The sequence below is a fragment of the Glaciimonas sp. OK215 genome, assembly GCF_057787885.1.
This window is the reverse complement of record NZ_CM173544.1, coordinates 182,956-208,024: the sequence shown is the minus strand read 5'-3', so window position 1 is coordinate 208,024 and position 25,069 is coordinate 182,956. Positions and strand designations below refer to the sequence as shown.

The following is a 25,069-nucleotide window of genomic DNA, read 5'->3' as shown; positions in this document are numbered from 1 at the left end:
CCGCGCATAACAAATTAACAATAAGAAAACATTCTATTAGTGTGTTTAATTAGTATTGTTAACGCGGCAAAAACGCTATTTTATCAAACCGATCCGACTATCCCTCGATTACATGCCATTTTCTTTTACTGACGAACAAAAACAAACAGCGTTGTGGCTGGTCATGGCGGCATTACTCATCGCGCTATTCGTCGCGCTGGGACCGATCATGACGCCGTTTGTCGCCTCCGCGATTCTGGCCTACGCCCTCAATCCCGGCGTCGATTGGCTGGCGCAACGTCGTATCGGCAAATATCCGTTTCCGCGGGCGCTGGCGGTGCTGATCGTCATGCTGCTGCTGTTGCTCGCAATTCTGGCGGTGATCCTGATAGTGATTCCGGTATTGCGCAAGGAATTGCCATTGCTGCAAAACCAGATCCCGGCCTTTTTGACCAAGCTGGATGGCTTGATCGGGCCGCATCTGCAAGACTTCGGCATCAATTTCCGGCTGGATGGCGCCGGCATCAAGAATATGCTGACCCAGCAGCTGGCGACCAGCGGCGATGAAATCTGGGCTGCCGTACTGGCTTCGGTCAAGGTCGGCGGCACCGCCGTACTCGGCTGGCTGGCGACCTTGTTGCTGGTCCCGATCGTATTGTTTTATTTGCTGCAGGACTGGCACCAGTTCCTATACAAGCTGGGCAATATGGTGCCGCGTCGCTGGCAAGCGAAAACTACCGGCATGGCGCAGGAAGTCGATGAGTTGCTGGCGCAATATCTGCGTGGTCAATTGCTGGTGATGCTGGTACTGGCGATCTACTATTCGACCGGGCTGGTGATTGCCGGATTTGACGTCGCGCTGCCAGTCGGTATCATCACAGGCTTGCTGGTGTTTATTCCTTACGTTGGCTTCGGTCTCGGGCTGGTACTGGCGCTGATTGCTGCAATGCTGCAGTTCAGCGGGTTTCAGGGCTTGATTGCGGTGGCGATCGTGTACGGGCTGGGCCAGATGCTCGAAGGTTTTTTCCTGACACCGCGCCTGGTGGGCGAACGGATCGGCTTGCACCCGCTGGTGGTGATTTTTGCGTTGCTGGCATTTGGCCAACTGTTCGGCTTTGTCGGCATCTTGCTGGCTTTGCCGGCTTCGGCGATTATCTCGGTAATGGTCAAACATATACGTGTGCACTATCTCAGCAGCAGTTTTTATAATCAGTAAATTACGCGTAACCAAGTATGAAGAATCAAGCATGAGGCAGTTACTGCTGGACATTACTGCCGATGATGCGCAGACCCTGGATACTTTCGTGATTGGCAACAATCAGGAAGTGTTGCAGTTTTTACAGCAACTGACGGCGCCATCCACCACCTCGGCCACCGCACCGGGAGACCGTTTCGTCTACTTATGGGGTGAGTCCGGTGCCGGCAAAAGCCATCTGTTGCAAGCCTTTGCGCGCGCCACCAACGCGCACCTGATCAGTGCCGCCGATTTAAACGCGCATCACGCGATCGAATACAACGAAGCCTACAGCGCCGGCCTGTTTCACTTCTCGCCGGAAGACACCGGCTACCTGATTGATGATTGCGACAATTTATGCCCTGAAGATCAAATCCTGGCGTTTGCACTGTTCAACCAGATTCGTGAACATGGCGGCTGGCTCATCACCAGCGGCGCCCAACCGCCGGCAGAGTTGACCACCACCGTGCGGGAAGACTTGCGGACGCGGCTCGGCTGGGGCCTGATCTATCAATTGCATGGCCTGAGCGACGAAGAAAAAATCTCCACATTGACACAGGCGGCGCAAGCCCGCGGCCTCACCCTGTCGAGTGGCGTGCTACCCTACCTGATTACCCATTTCCGGCGCGACATGCGCTCGTTGATGGCAAAGCTGGATGAGCTCGACCGTTATTCGCTGGAAACCAAACGTCCTATTACGCTGCCATTATTACGCAGCCTGTTACAACTCGAGTCTGAAGAGAAATCACTATGAATCTAGCCCTATTCGACCTTGACCACACCCTGCTGCCGATCGACTCCGATTACGAGTGGGGCCAATTTCTGATACGCATCGGTGCGGTCGATCCCGACGCTTTTAAGAAGAGCAATGCCGAATGGTTTGCGCAATATCAGGCCGGCACGCTGGATCCTGTGAAGTATCTGGAGTTCACCTTCGGCACGCTGTCCAAATTTCCACGCAAGCAACTGGATGCCTGGCATGAGCAATTCATGAAAGAAGTGATCTTGCCGCGGATTACACCGCAGGCACTGGACTTGCTGCAACAGCACCATGATGCCGGCGATCTGGTCGCCATCGTGACCGCCACCAACAGTTTTGTCACCGAGCCGATTGCCAGGGCACTGGGCGTCGACTTCCTGATCGCGTCCGATCCGGAAACCACGGACGAAGGCGAAATTACCGGCAAACTGGCCGACACGCCAACCTACGGCCCCGGCAAGGTGATTCACACGCACGCCTGGCTGGCGACCATGGACCTGACGCTGGATAGCTTCCCGCGCACTTTTTTCTATAGCGATTCGCATAACGACCTGCCGCTGATGCTGCTGGTCACCGACCCGGTTGCCACCAATCCGAACGCCAAGCTGAAAGCGCATGCAGACGCGCACGGCTGGTCGATCCTGAATTTATTCGACGAATAAGGGCGCGCCGCCTTCAGTCGAGACGATGCATCGCCAACAACCAATCAATACACAATGATCAAAAAGCTGATTCGCTCCATCCTCGGAACCAAGAAAAAGATGGACGACCACACCAAGCCGGTGGTGCTCGGCCCCAAGCAACACGGTATCGACCCGCAACTGGTGTCACCAAATGCCATACGGGTCACCAGTACCTTGCAGGAGGCCGGCTTCAAGGCCTTCATCGTCGGCGGTGCGGTGCGCGATCTATTGTTGGGGGTGAAGCCGAAAGATTTCGACGTCGCCACCAATGCCACGCCGGAACAGGTCAAACGCCTGTTCCGGCGCGCGTTCCTGATCGGCAAGCGCTTTCAGATCGTGCATGTGATGTTCGGCCAGGAGTTGATCGAAGTCACCACCTTCCGCGGCGCCTCATCGACCGGTGCGCCGAAGGATGAACACGGCCGCGTGCTGCGCGACAACACCTTTGGCGAGCAGCACGAAGACGCGGTGCGGCGCGACTTTACGATCAATGCCATGTATTACGATCCGAGCAGCCAAAGCGTGCTCGATTATCACGGCGGGATTGCCGATATTCGCGCCAAAACCTTGCGCATCATCGGCGTCCCGGAAGCCCGCTATCGCGAAGATCCGGTACGCATGCTGCGCATCGTCCGCTTTGCCGCCAAGCTGAATTTCACGATTGAACCCGACACCCGTGCCCCGATTACGGTCATGGCGACGCTCATCAATAACGTACCGACCGCGCGGGTATTCGATGAAATGCTGAAGCTGTTGATGAGCGGCCATGCGCTGGCTTGCCTGCAGCAACTGCGCAAGGAAGGCTTGCATCACGGCCTGCTGCCGTTGCTGGATGTGGTGCTGGAACAACCGATGGGCGAAAAATTCGTGACCCTGGCGCTGGCGAATACCGATCAGCGCGTGCTGCAAGGCAAACCGGTGTCGCCCGGCTTTCTATTTGCAGCGCTGCTATGGCATCAGGTGCTGGAAAAATGGACCGCATACAAAGCCGCAGGCGAATTCCCCATCCCGGCGTTGCATCTGGCCGCTGACGACGTGCTGAATGCGCAAACCGACAAGCTGGCGCTGCAACGCAAGATCGCTTCGGACATGCGCGACATCTGGGCCATGCAGCCGCGTTTCGAACGGCGCGTCGGCAAGGCGCCCTACAAGTTGCTGGAACATCTGCGACTGCGTGCGGGTTACGACTTCCTGTTACTGCGTTGCGCTTCCGGCGAACTGGATAGCGAACTCGGCGAGTGGTGGACTGCCTTCATGGAAGCCGATGGCAGCGGTCGCGAAGTGCTGCTGATGCAAAAGCCTAAATTGAGCAACGAAGGCCCGCCGCCGAAAAAACGCGCGCGCCGCCGCAGCCCAGGCAGCAGCTCCGCCAAAGGCGACAGCCGCAATCAGGACGATGCATGAGCCTGGCTGAGCATGCGCGGCAAACCGCCCACATCGGCATCGGCGCCAATCTCGGCGATGCCAGGTCTCAGGTGCTGAGCGCGATTGCGCAACTGGGCGCCTTGCCGCAGACCACCCTGAGCGCCCAATCCAGCCTGTTTCGGAGCGCGCCGATCGACGCCAGCGGCGCGGATTACATCAACGCCGTAGTGCGCCTTGAGACACCGCTGGATGCCCATGCATTGCTGCAGGCGCTGCACAACATAGAGCAGAATTTCGGGCGCGAACGTCCTTACCTGAATGCCCCGCGGACCCTGGATCTGGATCTGTTGTTATACGGCCAGACGTGCATTGCCGACGCGACCTTGACGGTACCGCATCCGCGCATGTTGCAACGCGCGTTCGTCCTGATCCCTTTGCTGCAAATCGATCCTTTCATTACGATTCCCGGACACGGCGCGGCGCACCAGTTTGTAGCGCAGGTCGCGGATCAGACTATCGCCAAAATTTAGTCCGCGCCGGCGCCAGCGATCGGCGGCAACTTCAGACGCAAACCGGAAAGCGTTTACACTGTGGATCTTTACGCCATTCGCGCTGCGCCCCGCGGCGCAGGTGATGACACTTCGATTACGCGACTTATCTTATCTTCCGACTATGAATCTGAATAATTACAAGTACGTTGTGGTGGAAGGCCCGATCGGTGTCGGCAAGACTACGTTGACCCAAAAGATCGCCGTACACATGGGCGCGCAAGTGCTGCTCGAGCAGCCGGAAAACAATCCTTTCCTGGAAAAGTTCTATCGCGATCCGGCCCGCTATGCGCTGTCGACGCAGATGTTCTTTCTGTTCCAGCGCATCAACCAGTTGCGCGACCTGGCGCAGAGCGATCTGTTCGATAGCCCGGGGGCGGTGGCGGCGGATTTTTTGCTCGACAAAGATCCCATCTTCGCCAGTCTGACGCTGGCCGATGATGAACTGAATCTGTATCAGCAACTGTATGCGCATTTGCGTCCCCAAACGCCGACGCCGGATTTGGTCATTTATCTGCAAGCCGAACCCGAGACACTGATGGAGCGCATCAAAAAGCGCGGCATTCCGATGGAGTCGGCGATCTCGCCGGACTATATGACGCGACTGTGCGAAAGCTACAGCCGCTTCTTTTACCATTACGAAGCCGCACCGCTCTTGATCGTGAATAACGAACATCTGGACCTGTCCGGCAGCGACGCCGATTTCGAGCTGCTGCTGGCCCGCATCGACAGCATGCGCGGCAAGCGTGAATTTTTTAATCGCGGAGAATAATATGGCAGGTTATTTACAGGGCGGCGCCCCTATTGCATCGCAAGCACGTAGCAAACCGGTGACGATTCCAACACTGCAGAACATGCGCTTGCAGGGTGAAAAAATCACCATGCTGACCAGTTACGATGCCAGCTTCACGGCATTGCTGGATCGCTGCGGCGTCGACACCATACTCATCGGCGATTCGCTCGGCATGGTGTGTCAGGGTCATCCGTCGACGTTGCCGGTATCCGTCCAGGACATCGTGTATCACACCGCCAGCGTGGCGCGCGGCAACAGGACGGCGCTGGTTCTGGCCGACTTGCCATTCGGTAGTTACGCAACACCCGAAAGCGCGTTCGCCAATGCCGTGCCGGTGATTCAGGCGGGTGCGCAGATGGTCAAAATTGAAGGCGGGGCCTGGCTGGCGCCCACCGTGCGCTTCCTCACTGAACGCGCGATTCCGGTATGCGCCCATCTCGGCCTGACGCCGCAGTCGGTGCACCAGTTGGGCGGCTATAAAGTACAAGGCAAGAGCAGCGCAGCTGCCGAACAATTGAAAGCGGATGCCCTGGCATTGCAGGCTGCCGGCGCCAGCCTGCTGGTGCTGGAAGCGATACCGGCCGCGCTCGGCAAGGAAGTCACCGATTTGCTGAGCATTCCCACCATCGGCATCGGCGCCGGTCCGGATTGCTCCGGCCAGGTGCTGGTGCTGCATGATTTGCTGGGGGTTTTCCCTGGCCGTAAAGCCCGCTTCGTGAAGGACTTCATGCACGGCCAGACCAGCATCGAGGCGGCGGTCAGCGCCTATGTCGCAGCGGTCAAGGACAAGTCGTTTCCGGCGCCGGAACATTGTTTTTAACGCTTTAGCCTGACCAAACAGCCGTTGATTTTCCTGTTTGCCGGCGCTATCACTGCATGGCGCCGGCACTTGCACATAACCACTCGAAAGCGATTTCCACGGCCGGCGTGCGCGGCGTCAGGCGTGATTTTGTCAGCCACAGGCCGGGCAACGGAAAACCGGGAATCTGCGGCAACGGCATGAGCCGTCCCTGTTCCAGCGCGACCCCGGCCAACAGCTGCGACACCATCGCGATGCCGAGCTCCTGCTCTGCCGCATGCAGCAGCAGGCGTGCATCATCGACTGTGATGCTGCGCTGCGGCGCGCTTTCCTTCAGCCGATATTCGGCCAGCCACGGCGCCCATTCCGGACGGTGCTCATCCATGATCAGGGGCGCTGCCATGAGCACCTCGGGAAATGGCTGCACCTGCAGCCGCGCTGCCATCCGTGACCCGCAGACTGCGATGGCACGGTCTTCCAGCAGCGCTACGGATTTCAGTTCGGCACTCTCCAATGCCTGCGTCGACACGATCAGGTCCACATCAATGCGGTCGATTTCGCGCAGCTCCTGTTGCGTGATCAACCAGATTTCGATGGCGGGATGTTGCGCTTTCAAGGCCGGCAGTCTTGGCATCAGCCAGCCGGCGGCAAAATCCGGGGAACAGGCCAGCAGGACCGAGTCCATATTCCGGTAAGGTTCGATCCGTTCGCGCCCATCCCTGAGGGTTTTCAGCGTATTGCGCACCGTCTCGCAAAATAGCTCGCCAGCGGCCGTCAGCGTGACGCCGCGCCCGACCCGGCGAAACAGGGGCTGCCCAACCCAGGCCTCCAGGTTCTGGATTTGGTGGCTGATGGCCGATTGCGTCAGCGACAGTTCCACCGCCGCGCGGGACAACCCGCCCAATCTGGCGGCCGCCTCGAAGGCAATCAGGCTTTGAAGCGGTGGCAATCTATTCTGCATGGTATTAAAAAAATTCATCAATCAAGAAATATCCATCATTTTACATGGCCATGCTTCCTAGATAGTATCGACGTCAATCCCATATAGAAATTTTAAGCATTAGAAATATTAATGCAATGCTAAGCACATCGATCACTCACTACTGAGCAACCTGGAGCAATAAAATGGATTCAACGATCAAGGGTGACGGCGCAATTCGTCGCACCTCCCTGTACGGCTCTTCTGCCGAAAACACGTATGCCGGCGTCCTCAGCTTCATGCGGCGCAATTACACCCGTGACCTGAGCGGCGTCGACGTCGCCATATCGGGTATTCCGCTAGACCTCGCCACCACCTTCCGCTCCGGCGCCCGCCAGGGTCCGGCCGCGGTGCGCGCAGCCAGCGTGCAGTTGGCGGAACTGGCCCCCTATCCGTGGGGCTTCAACCCGTTCGACGACTTGGCGGTGATCGACTACGGCGACTGCTGGTTCGATGCGCACAACCCGCTGACGATTTCGCAAAGCATCGTCGAGCACGCCCGCACCATCCTCGCCAGCGGCGCCAAGATGCTGACGTTCGGCGGCGACCACTTCGTTACCTACCCGTTGCTGAAGGCGCATGCCGAGAAGTATGGCAAACCGCTGTCGCTGATCCACTTCGACGCCCACTGCGATACCTGGCCCGACGACAGCCCGGAGTCGCTGAATCACGGCAGCATGTTCTACAAAGCGGTCAAGGATGGCCTGATCGATCCGAAAACCTCGGTACAGGTCGGCATCCGTACCTGGAACGACGACTTCATGGGCATCCACATCCTGGATGCGCCCTGGGTCCACGCCAATGGTCCGCAAGCGGCGCTGGAAAAAATTCTGTCCATTGTCGGCGACCGGCCGACTTACCTGACCTTCGATATCGATTGTCTCGACCCGGCGTTTGCACCGGGCACCGGCACCCCGGTCCCCGGTGGCCTGAGTTCGGCGCAGGCGCTGGCCATCATCCGCGGCATGGGGCCGGTGAACCTGGTCGGCATGGATGTGGTCGAGGTGTCACCCGCCTTCGACCAGAGCGAAATCACAGCGCTGGCCGCCGCGCATATCGCGGCCGACCTGCTGTGCGTGCTACGCAACCAGAAACTCGCCGGCAAACGCAGCATGTAATTTGCGCAGGCAACACCGGCAAGCGCCTTTGAACCTGCATCTTAAAAATGGTTAAGGCGCGCTCACCTTCATATCGTTCCAAGAGGAGACAAACATGCATACAATGACGCGCAAATTCCAGTCCAGACATCGCATCGGGTTGAATTGGCCACTGTCGATCGTCGCAGCTGCATTCGGGGTGGCAGCGTTTACCGCCACCCCGGCCATAGCCCAGGAGGAAAAAGTGCTGAACCTCTACAATTGGGCCGACTATATCGGCGACGATACGGTCGCAAAGTTTGAGAAAGAAACCGGCATCAAGGTCCGTTCCGACTACTTCGACGGCAATGAAACCCTGCATGCGAAGCTGGTCGCCGGCAGGTCGGGTTACGACGTCGTGGTGCCGTCTGCGCTGTGGGCAGGTATCCAAATCCAGGGCGGCTTGCTGCGCAAACTCGACAAGAGCCAGTTGCCCAACCTCAAAAACATGGATCCCGTGGTCCAGGCGAAACTGGCCAGGCTCGATCCCAACAATGATCATTTAGTCAGTTGGCTGTGGGGCTATACCACGGTCGGCATCAATGTCGATAAAGTCAAAGCCGCGCTCGGTGACCTGCCGATGCCGGAGAATGCCTGGGATCTGGTGTTCGATCCAAAGTACATGTCGAAACTAAAATCCTGCGGGGTCTCCTTCGTCGACACCCCGGCGGATATCCTGCCCGCAGCCTTAAGTTACCTGGGGAAAAATCCCTACTCCAAAAATAGCGGCGATTATCAGGATGCCGGCAATTTATTACAGAAAATTCGGCCTTACGTCACGCTGTTCAGCTCACTGGGCTATATCAATGACATGGCGAACGGGTCAGTGTGTGTAGCGCTCGGCTGGTCCGGCGACATCAACATCGCGCGTCAACGCGCAATCGATGCCAGGAACGGTTACAAGATCGAGGCGCTGATACCGAAGAGCGGCGCCAATCTGTTTTTCGACACCCTGGCGATCCCAGGCGATGCCCCGCATCCGACCAACGCGCTGCTTTTCATGAATTACATCATGCGCCCGGAAGTCCAGGCGGGACTGACTAACAAGGTGTTCTATGCCAATTCGAACGCCGCCAGTATCAAATTCGTCAAGAAAGAGATCGCCGACAACAAATCGGTATTCCTGTCCGAGGCTGATATAAAACGGATGACCGCACCGGAAGTGTTGAACAATGACATCCGCCGCACCATGACGCGGGTATACGCGAAGTTTAAGAACGGCATCTGATCGGGTCTTCCACCCTCCCGAATGAGATTGTTGTTACTCACGGCCAAGGCGTGAATTTCACGCCTTGACCGGTCTTACATCATCACAAAACTAGACAATCTTGATCCAGGTGGTCTTCAATTCCGTGTATTTGTCGAACGCGTGCAAAGACTTGTCGCGTCCATTCCCGGATTGCTTGTAGCCACCGAACGGAACCGTCATGTCGTCTTCGTCGTACTGGTTGACGTGCACCGTGCCGACCCGCAGCGCCCGTGCGGTTTGATGCGCCTTGCGGATATCCGAGGTCCAGACTGCCGCCTGCAAGCCGAACGCAGTCGCATTCGCTTCGCGGATCGCGTCGTTCAAATCGGTGAAGCCGAGCACCGACAACACCGGCCCGAAAATCTCTTCGCGCGCGATCTTCATCGTGCTGTTGACGTTATTGAACAGTGTCGGCTCAATATAGTAGCCACCGGTCTCGGTGCGGACCTGCTGTCCGCCTGCCAGCAATTGTGCGCCTTCCGCCTTGCCCGATTCGATAAAACCCATTACCGAGTTCAGCTGGATATTGTCGACGATGGCGCCCATCACGGTCGCCTCGTCCAGTGGATCGCCCGGCTGGAAATTCGGTACCAGCGCCAGCGCTTTGGCAATGAATTGTTCCTTGATCGATTCTTCCACGAACAAACGTGACGGCGCGTTGCAGCTCTCGCCCTGATTGAAGTAGATCGACCCCACCGCCGCTTGCACGGCAGCATCCAGGTCCGGGCAATCCGCACACACGATGTTGGGCGACTTGCCTCCCAGCTCGGTCCAGACCCGCTTCAGATTCGACTGTCCCGCATATTGCATGATCTGCTTGCCAATCCGCGTGGAGCCGGTAAAGCCGATGCAATCGACGTCCATATGCAAGGCCAGCGCGCTGCCGGCCTCATGGCCGTAACCCGGCACCACGTTGAAGACGCCAGGCGGAATGCCGGCTTCCAGCGCGATTTCGGCCAGGCGTAGCGCTGTCAACGGCGACTTTTCCGATGGCTTCAGCACCACGCTGTTGCCGACCGCCAGTGCCGGCGCGATTTTCCAGCAGGCCATCAGCATCGGGTAGTTCCACGGCACGATGGCGGCGACCACACCGACCGGTTCGCGCGTGATCAGCGCCAGGGTGGTGTCGGGTGTCGGGGCGATCTCGTCATAAATCTTGTCGACCGCTTCGCCGTACCAGCGGAGGCAGTTGGCGGCCGCCGGCACATCCACGCTGCGGCTGTATTTGATCGGCTTGCCCATGTCCAGCGTTTCCAGCAAGGCCAGTTCATCTCGGTGTTGCAGCACTAAATCGGCAAACTTGATCATCGCGCGTTTGCGTACCGCCGGCGCCAGCCCGGCCCAGCGCCGGTCTTCGAAGGCGGCCCGCGCGGCAGTCACCGCCGCGTCGATATCGATCGTATCGCAGCGGGCGACATCGACCAGCTTGCGGCCATCGATGGGGGAAATACAGTCAAAGGTTGCGCCGGACTTCGCCGCGACACGCTGACCGTTGATGAATGCGCGCCCGTCAAACTGCAATTGCGCAGCGCGTTCATGCCAAAGTGTGTTCGTCATTTGAAACTCCTTTTTAATCGGGGCCAGTCTTTAGCGGCCGGCCCCCTCCAGCATCTTAAAAACTGATTACGGTAGAAGCGCCCAGCAAGGTATTGTCCTTTTTAAAGCTGTGGGAGCCGACATCGAAGAACGTGTTTTGGGTCGAACGGTCGTAGCGCGCCTCAAATTTCAGCATGGCGTTGGGCGTCAACGCGTAGTCCAGTCCCAAGGTCAGCGCGGAGCGGTTGGCGCCGCGGTTCGGATCGGCCACCAGACCGGTGGCGTTATCGATGCCCGGGCCGAAACCGTTGCGATAATCGCCGCAGTTGGAAGGCATCGTCGTCGCCCCGGTCGGGTCGGTCGGATCGGCGCTCTGGCAACCGGCAGGGAACACCAGGTTTGGCGTACCACCGCCATTTTTATCGTTCTTGATGTAATCGAAACGGGCGACCCCTTCCAGGCGCGAGGTGATCTTGTAAGAGGCCAAGGTCGACAAGCCGACCCATTGCGCCGTGCCGCCATTGAACGCGCTGCCTTTCGCCCGTCCCACTTCCAGCTGGCCCTGCAAATTCCAGTTGCCGCGGGTATAGAAAGTATCGGCCTCAAGATAATTCACGGAAGTCGTGCCGGACGTCTTGCCATGCAAGCCGGAAAAACCTATGCCCTGGAACTCATTTGTGGCGTAATCGACGCGATAGTGCAGCGCTGGAGAGCGGCGGTCGGTGATGCGGCCATTATTCAGGTTGCCAACGATGGCCTTGGCATCCCATTTGCCATCGATATGCTCATAGCCGGCACCGGTCATGAAGGTCGGTTCGGTGAAATCGAACAGCAAATTGTTGGTGATGGTTTTTTTCGAACTGATGCCGCCGCCAGGCAGCTCAAATTCATAACCGGGCCAGGAACCCATTTGACCCACCAGGATTTTATCGTTGAGGGAACCCATCGGAATGGAAACGAAGGCCTGGTTCACGATCGAGCCGCTGTTAAAGCCGCCACCATCGCCATAACTCTTGTGCGGCATCAATTCGAGCGTCCACTTGGTGCCGCCTTCCATTTCCTTCTCGATCCTGACCAGCGCCGAACCGAAGTAGCCGTTGTCGTAGGAGTAAGGCGCATTGGTGCCGCCGTTGGCCTGCTGATCGTTAAAGTTCTTCATGAACACGAAGCTGCTGGTCTGCTGACGCTGGTTATAAATATAGGTCGGGTCCATGAAGCCGGAGATTTTCAGGCCCTTGAAACCGCTCGCCTCCATCTGGTCTTCCAGGCCTTCGGTTTTCATCTTGACGCGATTGAAATCGGCCCGGGTATCGTCATCGAATCCGCCGCCGGCAACAGTGGCCGTCGCTGCAGTGGCTGCAGTGGCCGCAGTGGTGGCGCTATCTGCCTTGGCGTTGGCCTGCTCCACCAACCCTTCGAGTTTCTTGACCTGGCTCTTCAACGCATCGAGTTCCGCCTTGATCTCCTGCATGCTCTGGGCGGACGCCGCGAGCGGGAATGCCAGCGCGATGGCGATGACGGTTTTTTTTAAGCTAAACATCTTGTCTCCTGTGACTCTTATGAGTAGTTATAGTGTGGATTTCAATGCAGCGTTTCAGCCTGGAATGCAGCGGAAATCTGTTTTTGGCGCAAGCGCTCGGCGCGGGCGATATACAGGCTCGATAAAATCACGCCGATGCTCACCACCAGAATCGTCAAGGCGGCGACCACGTTGACGCGCGGGTCGAGCCCCAGCCGCGCCCGTGAAAAAATCACGATCGGCATGGTCGAATAGCCCGGGCCGGTCAGGAACTCGGACAGCACCACATCGTCCAGCGACAAAGTAAAAGTCAGCAGCCAGGCCGATGCCAGCGCCTGCGTGATGTTCGGCAAGGTCACCAGAAAGAACACCTGATGCGGCTTGCAGCCCAGGTCCATCGCCGCCTCTTCCAGCGACTTGCTCATCTCTTGCAAGCGCGACTGCACCACCACGGTGGCATACGCCATGCCGAGCAGCGTGTGGCCGAGCCAGATCGTCATCATGCCGCGGTCCGGAAAGCCGAACAGCTTCTCGACCGAGACCAGCATCAGCAGCAGCGACAGCCCGATAATGACTTCCGGCATCACCAGCGGCGCATTGACCATGCCGTTGAACAGCGTGCGCCCGGAAAAATGGCGATAGCGATCCAGCACGTAGGCGGCAAAGGTGCCCAGCAACACCGAGCCGCAGGCCGCCATCACGGCGATCTTCAGCGACAGCACGAAACCGCTGATGATTTCCGTGTCCTGCAGCAACTCGCTATACCAGTGCAAGGAAAAGCCGCTCCACACCATGTCCTGGCGCGAACTGTTGAACGAAAACACGATCAGCACCAGGATCGGGATATACAGGAACAGATAGCCCAGCGACAGCCAACTCCGTCCGAACCAGCGATAGCCGTTCATGCTCTTCCCCCTGCGTGTTGTTGTGTCTGATATTTATTGAAAATGCCCATCGGCACCAGGATCAGCAGAATCACCATGACCGTGACCGCAGACGCCATCGGCCAGTCGTTGTTGGTGAAGAATTCATCCCACAGCACGTGACCGATCATCAGCGTCTCCGGCCCGCCCAATAATTCCGGAATCACGTATTCGCCGACACAGGGAATGAAGACCAGCATCGCGCCGGCGATGATGCCCGACTTGGACAGCGGCACGGTGATGCGCCAGAAGGTCTGCCATGGCGTCGCGCCCAGATCGGCGGCGGCTTCCAGGAAGCGCACATCCATCTTCACCAGGTTCGCATACAGCGGCAAAATCATGAACGGCAGGTAGGCGTAGACCATCCCGATGATCAGCGAAAACGGCGTGTTCATCATATGCAGCGGCGCATCGGTCAGTCCCACCGACTGCAGGAAGTGATTCAACAGGCCGTTGTTGGCCAGGATCCCTTTCCAGGCATAAATGCGCAGCAGGAACGAGGTCCAGAACGGCAGCATCACCAGCATCATCAGGGTCGGCCGGATCGTCGCTTTGGCGCGCGCCATGAAATACGCAAACGGATAGCCGATCAGCAGACAGAACAGCGTCGTGATCGCCGCATACTTCAATGAACTGAGGTAGGTCAGCGAATACAGGTCGTCCTGCAGAATGAACAGGTAGTTGGTGATCTTGATCTTCAGCGAGATAGCGCCATCGGCATACGACAGCAGGGTGCCGAACGGGTTGCCGGTTTCCATCTCCGCCATGCTGATCTTGAGCACGATCAAAAACGGCACCAGAAAGCAGATCAGCAGCCAGATGTAGGGCACGCCGATGACGAAGCGGCGTCCGCTGAACCAGCGCAACGGGGCGCGCAGCAGACCGTTCACGCGGCTGTCCGGGAGCGTGACGAAGCCTTTCGCCGCCTGCTGGAACGCACGGCGGGTAAGTAATTTTTTCATGTTTGCTTCCTTATTGGGTCAAGACCACCATCGCGTCGTCATTCCAGCTGGCGTAGACTGTGTCGCCCCACTTCGGCCGATGCGTCGCATGGCGTACGGTGTTGGCGGAAGTCGCCTTCAGGATCATGCCGCTGGCCAGTTTCAGGTGATATACGGTGTAGCTGCCCAGATAAGCCAACTCAACCACTTCGCCTTGCACGCAATTCGGCGCGCCGGCCGCACCGGGGATGTCAAAGCTGACCGCGATTTTTTCCGGGCGGATACCGACCGACACCGCCATGCCGACGGTCCCGGTGATGCCATGCCCGACGTGATGGGTGCATTCCGGCGAGGCGATGACGACATGGTCGGGCTCATCCTCGATCAGTTTGCCGGAGAACAGATTGACGCTACCGATAAAATCGGCGACGAAGCGGCAGTTCGGCGTTTCGTAAATATCGCTCGGTTTGCCGATCTGCAGAATCCGTCCTTCGCTCATCACCGCGATGCGCGAGGCCATGCTCATCGCCTCTTCCTGATCATGCGTGACCATCACGACGGTCACGCCGACCTGTTCGATGATGTTGACCAGTTCGAGCTGGGTGCGCTCGCGCAGCTTTTTGTCGAGCGCGCCGAGCGGCTCATCGAGCAGCAGCAATTGCGGCCGCTTGGACAGGCTGCGCGCCAGCGCGACCCGTTGCTGCTGGCCGCCGGACAATTGGTGCGGCTTGCGCTTGCCGTACGCCTTGAGTTGCACCAGGTCCAGCATCTTGTCGACGCGGGCGGCGATTTCATCCTTCGGCATACCGTCGCGGCGCAGGCCGAACGCGACGTTGTCCCAGACCGACAGGTGCGGGAACAAGGCGTAGGACTGGAACATCATGTTGATCTGGCGCTGGTAGGGCGGCATGCCGATGATGTTCTGCCCGGCCAGCGAAATCTCGCCGGAGGTCGGGGACTCGAACCCGGCCAGCATCCGCAGCAGCGTGGATTTGCCGCAGCCGGAACTGCCGAGCAAGGCGAAAATCTCGCCTTTGTTGATGGTGACGGAGACGTCATCGACTGCCCGCACGCCGTCGAATTCCTTGACGAGGTTGCGGATGTGCAGGAACGGCTGTCCGGCACTCGCGGCGGCTGGTTCGATGGCGATGGAAGATAGCGATGTAACTGGGGGAGCGGAGGTCATGACAGGCTCGATACGAAAAAAATAAAAGTGTCTGGAACAAGAGTTTCAACTAGTTTCAGGTCTGGTCGGAAACGCTGCAGGTCATCCGGCGTATCCGGACGACCTGCTCAGTGGATCAGAGCCCGGTCTTGAACTGGGTGAAAATCCGCGTGACTTGACGGCGGATATCGTTGTTCACGGGTTCCGGTGCAATCATCTTCTTCATGTCGGCGTCGGACAGGAAGACTGACTTGTTCTCAGAAATCTGTTTTTTGACGAACTTGAGGCTGGCGGCATTCGGATTCGCGTAGAACACCTTGTTGGTCAGGCTCGCATGGACTTCAGGCCGCATGATGTAATTCATGAACAGCAGCGCGTTGTTCGGATGTTGGGCATCGCTTGGAATCGCCATCGTATCGAAGAACAGCGTGGCGCCGTTCTTCGGCACCAGCACTTCGATCTTGTTGCCGTTCTTGGCATCGATCGCGCGTTGACGTGCGATGTTCATGTCGCCGGACCAACCGAGCGCTACGCAAATCGCGCCATTCGCCATGTCGTTGATATAACCGGAGGAACTGAACAGCGTGACGGAGGGACGGATTTTTTGCAACATACGGGCCGCATCCTGGTAGTCGCTGCTGACTTTGGAGTAAGGATTTTTACCGATATAGCGCAGCGCTGGCGGCAGGATTTCCGAAGGTGCATCGAGGAAAGAGACGCCGCAGGATTTTAGTTTCGACACATATTTCGGATCGAACACCAGATCCCAGACATTCTCCGGCATGGGCAGGTCGCCGAGCGCGGCTTTGACTTTATCGACATTGATGCCGACCGTGGTGTAGCCCCATAGCCAATCGACCAAATGCTCATTGTGGGGATCCAGCTTGGCGAGTTGCGCCTGGATAGTCGGGTCGAGATTGACGAGGTTGGGCAGCTTGCTCTTGTCCAGCTTGCGCAGCAGGCCAGCGTCGATTTGCAGGCGTGCCCAGTGCGCGGACGGCACCACGATATCGTAACCGGTCTTGCCGGCGACCAGCTTCGCATGCAGGATTTCATTGCTGTCAAAGTTGTCGTAACGGACCTTGATGCCGGTCTCTTTTTCGAAATTCTTGATCGTGTCGTCGGCGATATAGTCCGACCAGTTGTAGATATTCAGGATTTTCTCTTCGGATTGGGCCATGGCCGGGACCGCGGCAAAGGCCGCCACCCCGAATGCCACGGCGCCAATCAGGCCTCTCAAGTTCCATTCCATCTGCGCCTTCGCCTTCAACTTCTTAGTCACTGCCTTCATGTGTGTCTCCTAATGAATCAAAATGGAAATACTGCTAGTTACACTGCCCTTGCTGCGTCACCGTTCGCGTCGCGGCCTACATGCCGGAACGACTTTCACGGATGACCTGGCAAGACTGATTATCCTATCAATTTATATGCCAGCCATAGCAAGAATGCGACAGTTCACTTCTTAAATGCTGTCGGTTTGCGCTCCCGCCATCCATCCCCGTTGCGTCAGATCTGCCAAAGTCGCATCGAGGCAGACGCGAATCAAGGCCACCATCTCGTCAATTTCGGCATGCGTCATGACCAGCGGCGGCGCGATAATCATGCGGTCGCCGACGGCGCGCATGATCATGCCGCTGCTAAACATATGGCTGCGGCAGATCATGCCGACATCCAGCTTCGACTCGAATGGCACGCAATCATGCACATTCGCCGCTTTTTTCTGCACCAGATTCAGACCGGCGACAAAACCGCAGGTGTCCGCAGCACCGACTAAGGGGTGATCTGCCAGCGCTTCGAATTTCTGCTTCAGGTACGGACCGGTGTCATCGCGCACCCGTTCGACTAGCTTTTCTTCCTGGATGATGCGGATGTTTTCCAGGGCAGCGGCACAGGCGACCGGATGGCCGGAATAGGTGAAGCCGTGGTTGAAGTCGCCGCCCTTTTCGATCAGCACATCCGCCACCCGATCGCCGACCAGCACGCCGCCCAGCGGCACATAACCGGAGGTCACGCCCTTGGCGAACGTCATCAGGTCGGGCTTGATGCCGAAATATTCGGAGCCGAACCAATGACCGAGGCGGCCGAAACCGCAAATTACTTCGTCAGCGACCAGCAAGATGCCGTACTTGTCGCAGATACGCTGAATCTCGGGCCAGTAAGTGGACGGTGGAACGATGACGCCGCCGGCGCCTTGCACCGGCTCGCCGATGAAAGCGGCGACCTTGTCGGCGCCGACTTCCAGGATTTTCTGCTCCAGCCAGGACGCGGCTTCCATCCCGAATTCTTCCGGCGTCTTGCCCTTGCCGCCTTCCAGGTAATACGGCTGGCCGATATGGACGATGCCCGGAATCATGCCGCCCTGCTCGTGCATGCCGGACATGCCACCCAGCGAGGCGCCTGCCATCGTGCTGCCGTGGTAGGCATTTTCGCGACTGATGATGACGTGGCGATCCTGGCAACCTTGCAAGTCCCAGTAGCGACGCACCATGCGGACGATCGTGTCATTGCCCTCGGAGCCGGAACCGGTAAAAAAGACGTGGTTGAATTGCGGCGGCGAAATCTCGACCAGCTTGGCGGCCAGTTGCACCGCCGGTACGTTGGTGGTCTGGAAAAAGCTGTTGTAGAAAGGCAATTGCTGCATCTGTGCATACACCGCGTCCGAGATGCTCTTGCGGCCGTAGCCGACATTCATGCACCACAAGCCGGACATGCCGTCGAGCAGGCGTTTTCCTTCCGAATCCCAGATATAGATGCCTTCTCCCTTGACCATGACGCGTGAACCCTGGCCGGCCAAGGCTTTGGAATCGGTGAAAGGGTGCAGATAATGGGCCGCGTCCAGCGCCTGGATTTCGCGGGTATTGACGGGGGCTTGCGCCACGGATTGACGGGCAGCGGGTGCGACGATAGCCATTGGGGCGAGTGTATTTGAATGCATGATCAACCTTCAGTTCTAGTTGCTATATAAAAGTGTAAATAAAAACATGAAGCACGAAGAGCGGCACGCCGGGGGCTTAAGGCAGTACGGCAGCGCGTGTCTTTTTCTAATCAATATCAGACGTGCAACAGCAGATGCTCGCGTTCCCACGGGCTGATCACCCGCATGAACTCCGCGTGCTCCAGATCCTTGATCGCTGCATACACGTCGACAAAACGGTCGCCCAGTACGTGGCGCAAGTGCGCCTCCTTGCGCAGTCCGTCCAGCGCTTCGGACAAGCTTTGCGGCAACTGATAATCGAGGTCGTACGCGCTGTCGACCGTGATCGGGGTTGGCTCCAGCCGTTCGGTCATGCCCAGATAGCCGCAAGCCAGCGTCACGGCCAGCGCCAGATACGGGTTCGCATCGGCACCGACCACGCGGTTCTCGACGCGTCGGTCCTGCGGACCGGATTCGGGCACCCGGAAGCCGACTGTGCGGTTATCCTTGCCCCACTGGATGTTGATCGGCGCGGCGGTATGGCGCACGATGCGGCGATACGAGTTCACGTACGGCGCCACAATCGCCATTGCTGCCGGCATGTAACGCTGCAGACCGCCGATGTAATGCGAAAATGCTTCGGAGGCGGTGCCGTCCTGGTTGCTGAAGATGTTCTTGCCGGTCTTGGAGTCGACCACGCTTTGGTGGATGTGCATCGCCGAACCGGGCTCGTCGGTCATCGGCTTGGCCATGAAGGTGGCATACATATCGTGCTTCAATGCAGCCTCGCGCAAGGTCCGCTTGAAGAAGAAGACCTTGTCGGCCAGACCCAAAGGCTCGCCATGCAAAAAGTTGATTTCCATCTGGCCGGCGCCGATTTCATGGATCAGCGTATCGACGTCGAGTTGCATCAGGTCGCAATAATCGTAGATATCCTCGAACAGCGGATCGAACTCGTTGACCGCATCGATGCTGTATACCTGACGACTGGTTTCCGCCCGGCCACTACGCCCCACAGGCGGGCGCAACGGGATATCCGGATCGGTATTCTTGGCGGTCAGATAGAACTCAAGTTCCGGCGCCACGATCGGGGTCCAGCCCTTGTCGGCGTAGAGTTTCAGCACGCGCCTCAGCACCGAACGCGGAGCGAAATCGACCAGCGAACCGTCGGAAAAATAGCAATCGTGGATCACCTGCGCCGTCGGATCGACCGCCCACGGCACCAGCGTAATGGTGTTCGGATCCGCCCGCAGGATCATGTCGCGATCGGTGGCTGAAATGGCGCGTTCGTAGGCGGCGTCATCGGTAGGATAGTTGCCGGTCACCGTCATCCCGAGTACCGCTTCCGGCATGCGCATGCCGCGATCTTCGGTGAATTTGGTGCGCGGCATGATCTTGCCGCGTGCGACGCCGGTCAAATCCGGCACCAGGCATTCGATTTCAGTGATCCGCTTTTCGTTGAGCCACTGTTCCATGTCGTTGTAGGAAAAATTTTCGCGTAAAGACATAATGTTCTCTCTTGTTTCGTTTGCTATTGCGCGGAGCCTGCCCGCTTATCGGGCGCCCTGCGCCTGCTTGTATTGCGGTGCTGGCGATGAGCGACGCTACGGCACTTCTGGCGTAAAGGTTCCCAAGGTTTTCATGCGCCCTCCCTCTGTTTTTGTAATTGATATCCCCGACAGGCTTCGCCAAACGCGGCGAGCAGCTTCATCGAATCAGGATTTTCGGTAATCTTCCACTCCGGATGCCACTGCAGCGCCAAGGTGAAGCCGGCGGCATCCCGTACGCTGAACGCTTCGACCAGACCGTCATCCGCGCGCGCCTCCACGCAGAGACTGGGGGCAAGACGGTCCAGGCCCTGTCCATGCAGCGAGTTCACCACCAGCTCGCTGGCGCCATTCAGTATCCTGGAGATGCGTCCGCCGGACGTCAGCGTGACGCGGTGCGCCGGCCCGTACTGTACGTCCAGCGGGTCTGAATCTTCATCACGATGGTCCATCATGCCAGGCACCTCATGTAGCGCCTGATGCAAGCTGCCGCCGAGGGCAACGTTGATTTCCTGCGCGCCGCGGCAAATCGCCAACAGCGGAATCCCGCGCTCCAGCGCCAGGCGGATCAGCGGCATCGTGGTCGCGTCCCGCGGCGCATCCAGCGGCAACTCCGGCTTCAATATCTGTTGACCGAACAGCGCCGGATGCACATTCGATGGCGAACCGGTCAGCAGAATCCCATCGGCAACCGCCAGCACTGCCTCCCAATCCGTTTTCGCACCAAAAGCAGGCAGCACCAAAGGCATGCAGTCGGCGCCCAGCCAGACCGCATCAACGTACTTCATCTGGGCAAGGTAATAGCTATCGGTGTCGATATGTTTGGTGCAGGAGGGAACGATGATGATTGGACGGTGCATGATTTATATGGGTCAAGAATGTGGGTCGAGAGTCCGGGCCAGGAATGCGTGCAGGTCTTAAGAACCAATTTAGTACAAAATCCTTTTGTTGCAACGCACCACTTCAGGGCAGGCAATGTAGACTCTTTTCTCCCTTAGCTAAGTAAGTGAAATCATCTTAGGCTTAATTTGGTATTATTGGGAGTGCCACTTTAACCATCTTGATAGAACCACTTAACTTATCGTGATTTCCAATCTTGCCGCCGCTGAATTACTGGGCGCCATACTGGCCCAGGCAGACTACTTCCCGCGCCTGCCGCAACAAAGACGACTGTATGAGGCCGCGCGTACCGCCATACTCCAGCAACAACTGAGTCCCGGCAGCAAACTGCCCTCGACCCGCAACCTGGCCAGCGAATTGGGCATCGCCCGCAACACCGTGATTGCCGCTTTCGAACAGCTGGCCGCCGAGGGTTTCGTGATCAGCTCAACCGGCAGCGGCACCTATGTTTCGGCCTCGCTGCCATCCACTTCGCAGCCAAAGCGCAAGCAGGACGGCAGCGCTGAAGCGGTTCCGGGAACGCCACCCAACGGCTTCGCGACCCTGTCCAAACGCGGCGCGCAATTAACCGAGTTTGCCGCCGGCACGCGTTATGAAATCCAGCCCTTCGCACCTGGCGATGCCGATTTTTCAATCTTTCCTTACAAGCTGTGGCAACGGCTGCAAAACCGCGTCTGGCGTGAAGCGCGCCCGGATTTGCTGGATTACGGCCAGGCCGGCGGCTATTTGCCATTGCGCCGCGCGATTGCCGAATACCTGCGCGTGTCGCGCTCGGTCAAGGTATCGATCGAACAGGTGATGATCACCGCCGGCACCCAGCAATCGCTTGATCTGTGCGCGCTGCTGCTGGCCGACGTCGACGACACTACCTGGGTCGAAAACCCGTGTTACTGGGGCGCGCGGCGCATATTCGAATCCTGCGAAGTGAGTCTGCACCCGGTCGCAGTCGATGCCGAGGGCATCGCACCGAGCGAAGCCGATCTGGCGACCAACCCGCGCCTGATCTATGTCACGCCATCGCACCAATATCCAACCGGGGTGGTGATGAGCCTGGCGCGGCGGCGCATGCTGCTCGACCTGGCGCTGCGCAAGGGGGCCTGGATCCTGGAAGACGATTACGATAGCGAGTTCCGCTACACCGGCCGGCCATTAGCCGCGCTGCAAGGCCTGGATGTGCATGGCCGGGTCGTCTACATGGGCACTTTTTCCAAGGTACTCTATCCTGGCATCAAGGTCGGCTACCTGGTCGCACCGCCGGCGCTGGTGACATCCTTCAAAGCGGCGCTGTATGACTTGCAGCGGCCGGGGCAATTGATGCTGCAGGCCGCATTGGCCGACTTCATCGCGCTCGGCCATTTCGCCACGCATATCCGTAAGATAAGGCAGGCCTATGGCGTGAAGCGTGAATTGTTGCGCAAGACGCTGGCGGCCCAACTGGGGGAGTCCGCCCCCATTTCCGGAGAAGAATCCGGCCTGCATCTGGTAGTCGAACTTCCCGACCACGTCGACGATGCCGCGCTGGCACGACTGGCGGCGGAGGCCGGCATCACGGTCAATGCGCTGTCCAACTACTATCTGGAACCACCGGTGCGACGTGGCCTGCTGGTCGGTTACGCGTATGTCCCGGCCGAAAAAATCGTCTATTACGGCAAACTGCTGGCGCATGTGATCCAGGCCGGTATCCGGCGCTGAAACCAGCTGCACGGTTAACCTGCGGCGCTGCAGTCTGGCTCAGAACAGATCCTTTAACCGATAATAAAGCGTCCCCAGCACCAGTGCCGGTGTCCGCATCAAGGGGCCGCCCGGGAACGGATGATGCTGGATGCGCGACAGCAAATCAAAGCGCTCCGCTTGCCCGGCAATGGTTTCTGCCACCAGCTTGCCCGCCATGCCACTCAGCGCCAGGCCGTGTCCGGAAAAGCCTTGCAGGTAATAAATATTATTCCCGAGCCGCCCAAAATCAGGAGCCCGGTTCAGCGTGATATCGACAAACCCGCCCCAGGCGTGCTGCACTGCCAGATCGGCCAACTGCGGGAACACGGCCAGCATCCGCCGCCGCATGCTGGCCGCAAGATTCACAGGCGTCGCTGTGGTGTAGCTGACGCGTCCGCCGAACAGCAAGCGGTGATCCGCCGTCAGGCGGAAATAGCCCAGGATGAAATTGGTGTCGCACACTGCGGCGCGCCGGCGGATCAACATGTCGGCCCGCTTTTTCGCCATCGGCTCAGTGGCGATGATGTAGGTGCCGACCGGCATGATGCGCCGCCCCAGTTCCGGCGCCACGGTCTTGCCGTATTCGTTCAGGTAGACGTTGCCGGCCAGCACCACGAAGTGGCACGCGACTTCGCCCTGCGCAGTTTTGACGACCGGCTTTTTGCCAAGGTCGCCACGCTCGACATGGATGACCGGTGAATTTTCAAAAATCTGTACGCCGGCTGCACGCGCCGCTGCTGCCAGGCCGAGGCAGTATTTGAGCGGATGCAAATGTCCTGAACCCGCATCGTAAGCGCCGCCATGAAAGCGCTCACTGGCAATGCAGTTTTTCACCTCCGCGGCGGCAATCTTCTGCATCGGATACGCATAGGTGCGGGCGACGTGATCCACCCACTTATCCAGCGCCTGCGCTTTCCTCGCGCTCACCGCCAGGCTCATGTAGCCGGGAACGAAATCGCAATCGATCGCATGCGTGGCGATGCGCTGACGCAGCAATTGCAATCCTTCGACCGTGGTATTCCAGGCGCGGCGCGCGTCTGCCGCCGAGAACTGTGACTCGATGGCATCCTCCCCGGCGAAACCGACCAGCGCTTGCCCACCGTTACGGCCCGATGCGCCCCACCCGACCATCTTCGCCTCCAGCAGCGCCACCGAATAGCCGCGTGCCGCCAGTTCCAGCGCTGCGGAAAGCCCCGAGAAGCCGGCACCGACCACACACACATCCGCTGTAATACGTGCCGCCAGTGCGGGCGCCGGCAGCGGTCGGGTCACACTGGCTTCGTAGTAGGAGTCCTGCGTGAGTTGGGTTTCTTTTTTAAGCAACATGGGATGCCTTCGGTTAGCAACAAGAAACAGCAAGAAAATATCAGGTGCGTGCCCGCTTCTGAATCTGGCCGCACAGATAGGTCCAGACAAAGGTGGATGCCGCATTCGTGGTCAGCTCGGCGTGGTCGTAAGGGGGCGCCACTTCGACGCAATCCATCCCGCACCAGTTCAGATCAGCCAGCTCTTCAATGATCGACAGCACCTGCGCCGAAGTCATGCCACCCGGCTCGGGCGTGCCGGTGCCGGGTGCATATGCCGGGTCGAGGCAATCGATATCGAGCGTCATATACACCGGTGGATTGCCCGCTTTGCGCATGCGCTCGCGGATTTCCGTCAGCATCGGCGCCAGTTGCGCCGGACTTTCCAGCCCACGCAACTCACGCGCAGTAAACACCCGGCCGCCGACGCTGTTGACGTATTCGCGTGCTGCGCGCTCGGCCGACGAGCGAATCCCGATCTGGACTGAGGCCTGCGGTAGCAACAACCCTTCCTGCATCGCTTCGTACACCCAGGTGCCGTGACCGGATGGCTCACCAAAATGATCCGTCCAGGTATCGCAATGCGCATCGAAATGCAACATGGCAACCGGCCCGCCATGCACCTGATTCAATGCCCGCAACAAGGGTAAAGTCACCGAATGGTCGCCACCGAGCCACACCATGTGATGGTGCTTGAATAGTTCGATGGCTTGCGGCATCAGCGCCGCACGCATCGCTTCGACACCCGTGTTGGGCATAGGCAGATCGCCGGCATCGCATAAATGACCTAGCGGCGTGGTATCGAAATGCGGATGGGTCGCATCGCACAACATCTGCGACGCCAGCCGAATTGCCTGCGGGCCGAAACGCGCACCAGGCCGATTGGTCACCGCACCATCAAACGTCAGGCCGGCAAGCGCGAAGGGCATGGACGGCGCCGCACTCCGCGTCGGCCCATTCAAATAGGTGCCGCTGGAACGAAAGGCGAATTCATGTTGTGCCATCTTGTATAACTCCGATTGAGGTTTTCTATAGTGATTAAAGACCGAGGCAAAGCCAGGGAATCAGCGGTGCCATTGTGC

Annotated in this window: 22 protein-coding genes; 10 read left to right on the top strand and 12 right to left on the bottom strand. The window is 58.5% G+C overall.

Features of this window, described 5'->3' with window-relative positions; all coding sequences use genetic code 11:
- Positions 1–112: 112 nt before the first annotated feature.
- The 7 genes from AC3CHX_RS00980 to panB all read left to right on the top strand — a co-directional run bounded on the left by AC3CHX_RS00980 (position 113) and on the right by panB (position 6,182).
- Positions 113–1,195, top strand: a complete 1,083-nt coding sequence (locus AC3CHX_RS00980; RefSeq protein ID WP_488631645.1) for an AI-2E family transporter — start codon at positions 113–115, stop codon at positions 1,193–1,195.
- Between the two features lie 31 nt (positions 1,196–1,226).
- Positions 1,227–1,967 carry a DnaA regulatory inactivator Hda gene (gene hda, locus AC3CHX_RS00975; protein ID WP_488631644.1) on the top strand — a complete coding sequence of 247 codons (741 nt, stop codon included), beginning with the start codon at positions 1,227–1,229 and terminating at the stop codon, positions 1,965–1,967.
- On the top strand, positions 1,964–2,635 hold the full coding sequence (locus tag AC3CHX_RS00970) for a histidinol-phosphatase (protein WP_488631643.1): 672 nt from the start codon (positions 1,964–1,966) through the stop codon (positions 2,633–2,635). Before hda ends, AC3CHX_RS00970 begins: the two co-directional genes overlap by 4 nt.
- Positions 2,636–2,689: 54 nt before the next feature.
- Positions 2,690–4,060 (top strand): polynucleotide adenylyltransferase PcnB, encoded by a 1,371-nt coding sequence (gene pcnB, locus AC3CHX_RS00965; protein WP_488631642.1) that lies wholly within the window; start codon positions 2,690–2,692, stop codon positions 4,058–4,060.
- Positions 4,057–4,551, top strand: a complete 495-nt coding sequence (folK, locus tag AC3CHX_RS00960) for a 2-amino-4-hydroxy-6-hydroxymethyldihydropteridine diphosphokinase (RefSeq protein ID WP_488631641.1) — start codon at positions 4,057–4,059, stop codon at positions 4,549–4,551. The genes pcnB and folK overlap by 4 nt, the downstream gene beginning before the upstream one ends.
- Positions 4,552–4,693: 142 nt before the next feature.
- The gene (locus AC3CHX_RS00955) at positions 4,694–5,341 is read left to right on the top strand and encodes a deoxynucleoside kinase (protein ID WP_488644689.1); all 648 of its coding nucleotides are present in this window, start codon (positions 4,694–4,696) and stop codon (positions 5,339–5,341) included.
- A gap of 1 nt (position 5,342) precedes the next feature.
- Positions 5,343–6,182, top strand: coding sequence for a 3-methyl-2-oxobutanoate hydroxymethyltransferase (panB, locus tag AC3CHX_RS00950; protein WP_488631640.1), 840 nt, complete (start codon positions 5,343–5,345; stop codon positions 6,180–6,182).
- Positions 6,183–6,231: 49 nt separating this feature from the next.
- Here panB and AC3CHX_RS00945 read toward each other — a convergent pair whose 3' ends face one another.
- The gene (locus AC3CHX_RS00945) at positions 6,232–7,110 is read right to left on the bottom strand and encodes a LysR substrate-binding domain-containing protein (RefSeq protein WP_488631639.1); all 879 of its coding nucleotides are present in this window, start codon (positions 7,108–7,110) and stop codon (positions 6,232–6,234) included.
- Between the two features lie 176 nt (positions 7,111–7,286).
- Here AC3CHX_RS00945 and speB (AC3CHX_RS00940) point away from each other — a divergent pair, with 176 nt between their 5' ends.
- Positions 7,287–8,258: an agmatinase gene (speB, locus tag AC3CHX_RS00940; RefSeq protein WP_488631638.1), complete on the top strand. Its 972-nt coding sequence runs from the start codon at positions 7,287–7,289 to the stop codon at positions 8,256–8,258.
- A 103-nt stretch (positions 8,259–8,361) separates the two neighbouring features.
- The gene (locus tag AC3CHX_RS00935; RefSeq protein WP_488644688.1) at positions 8,362–9,504 is read left to right on the top strand and encodes a polyamine ABC transporter substrate-binding protein; all 1,143 of its coding nucleotides are present in this window, start codon (positions 8,362–8,364) and stop codon (positions 9,502–9,504) included.
- A 90-nt stretch (positions 9,505–9,594) separates the two neighbouring features.
- On the opposite strand, the gene AC3CHX_RS00930 is transcribed toward AC3CHX_RS00935, so the two are convergent.
- The 9 genes from AC3CHX_RS00930 to AC3CHX_RS00890 form a co-directional block, all read right to left on the bottom strand.
- Positions 9,595–11,082, bottom strand: a complete 1,488-nt coding sequence (locus AC3CHX_RS00930; RefSeq protein WP_488631637.1) for an aldehyde dehydrogenase — start codon at positions 11,080–11,082, stop codon at positions 9,595–9,597.
- Between the two features lie 55 nt (positions 11,083–11,137).
- The gene (locus tag AC3CHX_RS00925) at positions 11,138–12,601 is read right to left on the bottom strand and encodes a DUF3138 family protein (RefSeq protein WP_488631636.1); all 1,464 of its coding nucleotides are present in this window, start codon (positions 12,599–12,601) and stop codon (positions 11,138–11,140) included.
- Positions 12,602–12,642: 41 nt separating this feature from the next.
- Positions 12,643–13,485 (bottom strand): ABC transporter permease, encoded by an 843-nt coding sequence (locus AC3CHX_RS00920; RefSeq protein ID WP_488631635.1) that lies wholly within the window; start codon positions 13,483–13,485, stop codon positions 12,643–12,645.
- Positions 13,482–14,465, bottom strand: a complete 984-nt coding sequence (locus AC3CHX_RS00915) for an ABC transporter permease subunit (RefSeq protein ID WP_488630716.1) — start codon at positions 14,463–14,465, stop codon at positions 13,482–13,484. Before AC3CHX_RS00915 ends, AC3CHX_RS00920 begins: the two co-directional genes overlap by 4 nt.
- Positions 14,466–14,475: 10 nt before the next feature.
- Positions 14,476–15,630 carry an ABC transporter ATP-binding protein gene (locus AC3CHX_RS00910; RefSeq protein ID WP_488631634.1) on the bottom strand — a complete coding sequence of 385 codons (1,155 nt, stop codon included), beginning with the start codon at positions 15,628–15,630 and terminating at the stop codon, positions 14,476–14,478.
- 115 nt (positions 15,631–15,745) lie between these two features.
- Positions 15,746–16,789: a polyamine ABC transporter substrate-binding protein gene (locus AC3CHX_RS00905; RefSeq protein WP_488644687.1), complete on the bottom strand. Its 1,044-nt coding sequence runs from the start codon at positions 16,787–16,789 to the stop codon at positions 15,746–15,748.
- Between the two features lie 282 nt (positions 16,790–17,071).
- The gene (locus AC3CHX_RS00900) at positions 17,072–18,544 is read right to left on the bottom strand and encodes an aspartate aminotransferase family protein (RefSeq protein ID WP_488631633.1); all 1,473 of its coding nucleotides are present in this window, start codon (positions 18,542–18,544) and stop codon (positions 17,072–17,074) included.
- Positions 18,545–18,660: 116 nt separating this feature from the next.
- Positions 18,661–20,031: a glutamine synthetase family protein gene (locus AC3CHX_RS00895; protein ID WP_488631632.1), complete on the bottom strand. Its 1,371-nt coding sequence runs from the start codon at positions 20,029–20,031 to the stop codon at positions 18,661–18,663.
- Positions 20,032–20,162: 131 nt separating this feature from the next.
- A complete protein-coding gene (locus tag AC3CHX_RS00890) occupies positions 20,163–20,930 on the bottom strand; it encodes a gamma-glutamyl-gamma-aminobutyrate hydrolase family protein (RefSeq protein WP_488631631.1) in 768 nt (255 codons plus the stop codon).
- Positions 20,931–21,183: 253 nt separating this feature from the next.
- Between AC3CHX_RS00890 and pdxR the strand changes: the two genes are divergently transcribed.
- A complete protein-coding gene (pdxR, locus tag AC3CHX_RS00885) occupies positions 21,184–22,662 on the top strand; it encodes a MocR-like pyridoxine biosynthesis transcription factor PdxR (RefSeq protein WP_488644686.1) in 1,479 nt (492 codons plus the stop codon).
- A gap of 39 nt (positions 22,663–22,701) precedes the next feature.
- Here the strand turns inward: pdxR and AC3CHX_RS00880 are convergent, their stop codons facing one another.
- Both AC3CHX_RS00880 and speB (AC3CHX_RS00875) read right to left on the bottom strand, forming a co-directional pair.
- Entirely contained in the window at positions 22,702–24,009 is a 1,308-nt protein-coding gene (locus AC3CHX_RS00880; RefSeq protein WP_488631630.1) for an NAD(P)/FAD-dependent oxidoreductase, read from the bottom strand.
- Positions 24,010–24,049: 40 nt separating this feature from the next.
- The gene (speB, locus tag AC3CHX_RS00875; RefSeq protein ID WP_488631629.1) at positions 24,050–24,991 is read right to left on the bottom strand and encodes an agmatinase; all 942 of its coding nucleotides are present in this window, start codon (positions 24,989–24,991) and stop codon (positions 24,050–24,052) included.
- Between the last annotated feature and the right edge of the window lie 78 nt (positions 24,992–25,069).